Annotated in this window: 2 protein-coding genes; both read left to right on the plus strand. The window is 34.1% G+C overall.

Going from position 1 to position 3,509, the window contains the following annotated elements:
* Nucleotides 1-167: 167 nt before the first annotated feature.
* Nucleotides 168-2,057 carry a hypothetical protein gene (locus FWJ34_RS18790; RefSeq protein ID WP_308256859.1) on the plus strand — a complete coding sequence of 630 codons (1,890 nt, stop codon included), beginning with the start codon at nt 168-170 and terminating at the stop codon, nt 2,055-2,057.
* 437 nt (nt 2,058-2,494) lie between these two features.
* A partial coding sequence (locus FWJ34_RS18795) for an NHL repeat-containing protein (protein WP_308256860.1) occupies nt 2,495-3,509 on the plus strand: 1,015 nt, incomplete at its 3' end.

Raw genomic sequence — 3,509 nt, forward strand, 5'->3', positions numbered from 1 at the left:
GGATAGGGAAAAGGGAAAAGGGAAGAGGGAAAAGTAATCAGAATTGATTTTAAAACTCCTAAAATTGATTTTTCCCGTTTTGTTTCATTGGTATTATTGTACTGGTGCAAGATCTGAGTATTACATTTTTCAATTATTAAAAAAACAAAATAAAGGAGATCTTGATAATGAGTGGAACTCATGATTTATCCGTTGATGTTGCTCAACAACGTATAGCCGAACAGGAAGTATTTGCCCAGAAGATTACTTCTACACCATATATTTATGTAACGCGTAATAATAGAGATTTAATTGAAGTAGATTTTACCCGAAATCCTTTTATTGCCGCAGAAATAGAAAAAAATACCGGTCTAGTAAATTCAGCTAGTGTGGATAAATTTTTTGTGCCAACTTTTGTGGCAACAGGTTATGACAAAAATGGAAGTCGAATTTATGGAGAAAGAACTGTAGCAACCTTTCAACCATCTCAAGGTTTATATCAAGATATAGTTGTTTTAGATCAAACAAATAATAAATTTGATGCTTTTGAATTTTTAATTCCTCCTGAAGCAACCACAACATTTCACACCCATACTAATGGAACTGAACTTTTTTATGTTTTAGGTGGAGATCCAGCTAATGATAATAATACAGGAGTTCCTGATAATGATAATGTTATTTTTGAATTAAATGCCGATGTAGATGGAGTATTTAATGTTGCTGATCCAACCAATCCTTTTTCTGTAATTAAAGATGGGGAAATAGAGATTAACGGCGTCGAAGTAACGAAAGGTTCTTTTGTTTCTGTACCTGCAGGAAAAATTCATACATGGGCGAATACGGGAACTATTCCCGCTAGAGTTATTGCATTTATCGTACCTGGTGGTATTGCCGAGGGATTTAATACCGTAGGAGCATCTGCTGGTATATTTGATCCTTCTCCTCAAGTTCATCCTATTTTAGCCGCCAATGGAACAAGTAATTTAATTCCCACTGGTAATACCCCCACCGAAGTAAATGGCGTTGTACCAAGTGATGCCAACTTTTATGATTTTTTCCAACAGGTAGCAATAGCTCCCGATGTGTTAAAGAAATTATCTTTTACTAATTTTCCTACCTATTTACAGGATGCTGGACCTGTTGTTGTTTATGGAGTGAATCCTGATGGTAGTAGTGCTTTTAAAATTGATCCATCCGATGATGCCGGTGTAGGAGGAGTAGCTAATCCTCAAGGAGGTTCGGCATTAGTAAGGGATAATTCTCCGGGAGCAGATTCTGCTGTTTCGGCTACCATTAATCCTTTTGCTAATAGCTCTTTTAATAATCCTTTTACCGTTTTACGATTCGGACAAAATGATGGTATTTTAAACCCGACTCCGATCAACACTAAATTATTTTCTATTTCTGCCAAAGAAAATGAATATAGCGTTATTAGTAATAATTATGAGCTATTTGGGGTTTTAAGTGGTGAGGTTATTTTTGAATTTGGCGAAAATGACAATAATCTCCATCATGTACAAGTTGCTTCTGAAGGTGATTATGTTTATGTTGAGCCAGGTAATCATTTTCATTTAAAAGGAACACAAAATGGTGCTAATTTGATTCAATTTTCGGGGATGAATAATCTATCACCCACTTTGGAAACACCAGTGTATCGTTTTCAAAATAAAGATATTCCTAGTACTTATCTTTATGCCGGAGAACAAGAAGCCCAAAATATACGCCAAAATTATCCCAATTTTAAAGAAGAAGGTTTTGCTTTTAATGTCTCGACAACTCCTAACGATGAATTAATTTCTTTGTATCGTTTCCAAAATAAAAGTATTCCGGGTACTTATATCTATGTTGGCGAACAAGAGCGTCAAAGTATTAAACAGAATTATACTAATTTTGTGGAAGAAGGCTTGGCTTTTTATGCTTATGGTGCTGACGCTAATAAAGGACAAGATATTTACCGTTTTCAAAATACTAAATTACCCGGTACTTACATCTATGTAGGCTCCTCTGAACGTCAAAGCATCTTAGCTAATTATCCTAATTTTGTCGAAGAAGGAGTAGCTTTTGAAGTAACAACTTAAATACATATTTGAAATTTTTAGTCACTACTGATAGCCTAACAATCATAACGAGGTACAAATCAAAAAACAGTGAACAATCATTATTAACCTCGTCCATTAATTGGGGGGCGTTAAATTGCTCAAAACTTTTATCGGGCTATGACTCAGATCTTGAACCAGTACAATAATACCAATGAAACAAACGGGAAAATCAACCCTCTTCCCTTTTCCCTATCCTCATCGAGAATTGATGATAGAGATGCAAGATCTAAGTATGATGAAATAAATTTCATTAGACATTTCCAAGAATCGGGCTAAAAGCCTGAAATACTGTTCAAAAATCACAATTGTTGGAGAAGTCTATTAGTAATAGAGATTCTTATATTGAGATAACTCAATTATTATCTAAAAGTAATTCAATTTCTCTAAGAAATAATTAGAAAACATTACATTGATTTATGAATTTAGTTTTAGTTACATCTTTTCGTACTAATAATGTCTTAATGTACGATGACAAGGGCAATTTTCAGGGAGTTTTTGGGGAGGCTAATCTCTTTGATAGTGGTTTAATACACCCTCGAAATATTATTGCAGATCAAAATGGAAATATTTATGTTTCTTCATTTGGGACAAATCAAGTTTTAAAATACGATCAAAAAGGTCAGTTTTTAGGTGAGTTTGCTCCAGTAAATGGACCGGTAGGATTGGCTTTTGATTCTAGTGGAGATTTATATATTGCTTCTTACTCAGACAATAAAGTATTGCGTTACGATCTAAATGGAACACTTGTGGATGATCAGTTTATTCCATCAGGAGATAATGGTTTACTTAATGTTACGGGAATTATCTTTGATCAAAATGATAACCTTTATGTAAACTACTATGGTGATTTTGAACGGATTAATCGAGGTGGAGTTTTAAAATATGATAGTTCTGGTAACTTTATTGAAGTTTTTACCGACTATTCAGAAATTCATCCTGATGGTAGCCGTTTAAATGGACCTTATGAGATTGCTTTTGATGATAATAGTAATTATTATATCTCTTCTCTAGCACCCCCATATTATGTTCTTCACTATGAAAATGATGGAACTCCCCTAGGGATTTTTGGAGAAGTCAATGATATTGATACACCAGATTTATCTGATCCTCATGGGTTGATTTTTGATCCTAATGGGGATTTATTGGTGACAGCCTCTACCAACAGTAATATCTTAAGATTTACTTCTAATGGTGATTCTTTAGGGGTTTTTGGCGAAGCTAGTAATGCTTTGAGTCTTTTGGATGCACCAACCGATATTGTTTTTACTACTTCAACTTTTGTCACAGAAAAACTTAAAACTCCTGTGTATCGTTTTCAAAATAAAGATATTCCTAGTACTTATCTTTATGCCGGAGAACAAGAAGCCCAAAATATACGCCAAAATTATCCCAATTTTAAAGAAGAAGGTTTTGCTTTTAATGTCTCGACAA

Source organism: Geminocystis sp. GBBB08 (assembly GCF_016743215.1).
In the GTDB taxonomy this organism is placed as follows: Bacteria; Cyanobacteriota; Cyanobacteriia; order Cyanobacteriales; family Cyanobacteriaceae; genus Geminocystis.

What these genes read in the sequence shown, in the direction of transcription:
- FWJ34_RS18790 (WP_308256859.1), top strand. Translation starts at nt 168, where the DNA reads ATGAGTGGAACTCATGATTTATCCGTTGATGTTGCTCAACAACGTATA.